This window comes from Microcoleus sp. LAD1_D3, assembly GCF_036702135.1.
In the GTDB taxonomy this organism is placed as follows: Bacteria; Cyanobacteriota; Cyanobacteriia; order Cyanobacteriales; family Microcoleaceae; genus Microcoleus.
Genome location: NZ_JAUBSB010000151.1, coordinates 1 through 1,901 on the forward strand (window position 1 = coordinate 1; position 1,901 = coordinate 1,901).

The 1,901-nt window shown below is 37.0% G+C and carries 1 protein-coding gene; it reads left to right on the forward strand.

Annotated features, from left to right (window positions below):
* Nucleotides 1-509: 509 nt before the first annotated feature.
* Nucleotides 510-1,652 (forward strand): transposase, encoded by a 1,143-nt coding sequence (locus QUA74_RS29680; protein ID WP_333336345.1) that lies wholly within the window; start codon nt 510-512, stop codon nt 1,650-1,652.
* Nucleotides 1,653-1,901: the final 249 nt, after the last annotated feature.

A 1,901-nucleotide genomic window follows, 5' to 3' on the forward strand; every position in this document is an offset into this window, starting at 1 on the left:
TTTTTTTCAAAGTGAGTTCCTGCTTTTTGAGGAATCGGCACATGGCACTCTCGCTCAACCATACTCCTGTTTTTTCGGGCCAATACTCACAGTATTCTGAAGCGTGTGTAATCTGGATACTGAGCTACAGAAATTAACGATATTTTATTTAAAAACAAGGATGGTATAGAATCTGGGGAAATAATAGTATTGTTTTTAGATCAATACTCCGGACACTTTTTAAAGAGGGATGCGATGCCTTCGGCAAGCAACGCTTACGCAATACAGCAGAGAAGTGCAAAAAGTGAGTGCAATCTGAATCAAAAATAAACAGAAAAAAAGGCACTCTTTTCGGTTAAGCTATAAAAACACACAAGCTCAACAGATTGCCTTATGAATATTATGGAATCCATCTTACAACAAATGCCAGGGATTAGTCAACCCAAAAGAAGTTTTTAATCACTTTATTTTCAACTATTTTGCTGGTCTATGGCAAGGTCAACTTCACGAATCTCAGTCGTTATAGCTGTTTGAGTGAAAAAACCTACCGTCGTCACTTTCTCAAAAGCTTTAACTTTCCACAATTTAATCAATATTTTCTTAAAGAAGCCTTAAACCCTGAACACACAATTATTGCTGTTATTGATTGTTCTTTTTTAAGAAAAAGCGGCAAAAAAACTGACGGTAAGGCTTATTTTTATAATGGTGTAGCTGGCAAATCGGAACAGGGGTTGGAAGTTTCTGTGATTTCTATTGTCGAAATTGAGACTCGTTTATCTTATAGCTTAAGCGTACAACAAACTCCGTCACGTCCTCAAATAAAGTCGGTGAAAAAACTGCCACAAAATCCGAAGAATTGCTGGTCTAAGAAATCTTGCAAAAAACAGGAGCCTCAAAGCTCAACGCCTGACATCACAAGAGTTGATGACTATGCACAACATCTAAAGAATACTCGTTATTTCTTCCCCACTTCTGTACGTTATTTGGTGGCTGATGGCTATTACTACCGCTCTAAATTCTGGGATGCTGTGCGGGAGTTAAATTTAGACTTTATTGGCAAATTAAGAGTTGATGCTAACCTACGCTATCTTTATACAGGTGAACAAAAGAAACTGGGAGCTCCACGTAAATATGATGGCAAGGTTGACTGCCATGATTTGAGTCGTCTTAATTTTGTTAAAGAAATAAAACCGGGAGTTTCATTATATACATTGGAGGTGGGTCGTTGTTGTTTAAATTGCCAAATTAGTTTTGCTTGTATCTCGGAGGTTCAAGCCAACGGGACAATCAAAAATGCTTTATTATTTAGCACTGATGTTCACTTACCGCCTGAGCAAATTGTTGAATATTATCAGGCTCGTTTTCAGATCGAATTTATTTTTCGTGATGCCAAGCAATTTACGGGATTGTCTGATTGTCAAGCTCGTCATTTACCACGGCTTGATTTTCATTTTAATGCCAGTCTTATTGCCTTAAATTTAGCCAAACATCAACTCTCTAGTTGTCATTCATCTGCCAAGTCGTTTGTGTTTTCAATCTGTTCTTATAAACGCCTAGAATTCAATAAGCATCTACTTTGTACCTTTATTGATAAGTTAGATTTAGACCGGGATTTGATTTTAAATCACCCTAACCTTGCTTCAGTCTTGTCTTATGGTACTTTAGCTGCTTAAAAACTGTCCGGAGTATTGTTAGATGAATGTCATCTACTGGAGTTTAGACTAATAAAAGCTGGCTCAGCTAGAAACTGAGGCCGAAAAAATCTATTGTGCAGCTAAATATATGTGATTAAGAAGTCAAATTTCGATGATTTTGGAACTGACCCCGACCCTTGTTCACTACTGGATAAGCTGTTGCACATTTAAACTGTGATACAAGCATTGCCCTTATTTTTGATTTTGCGACCCCATTTAATTATTAAT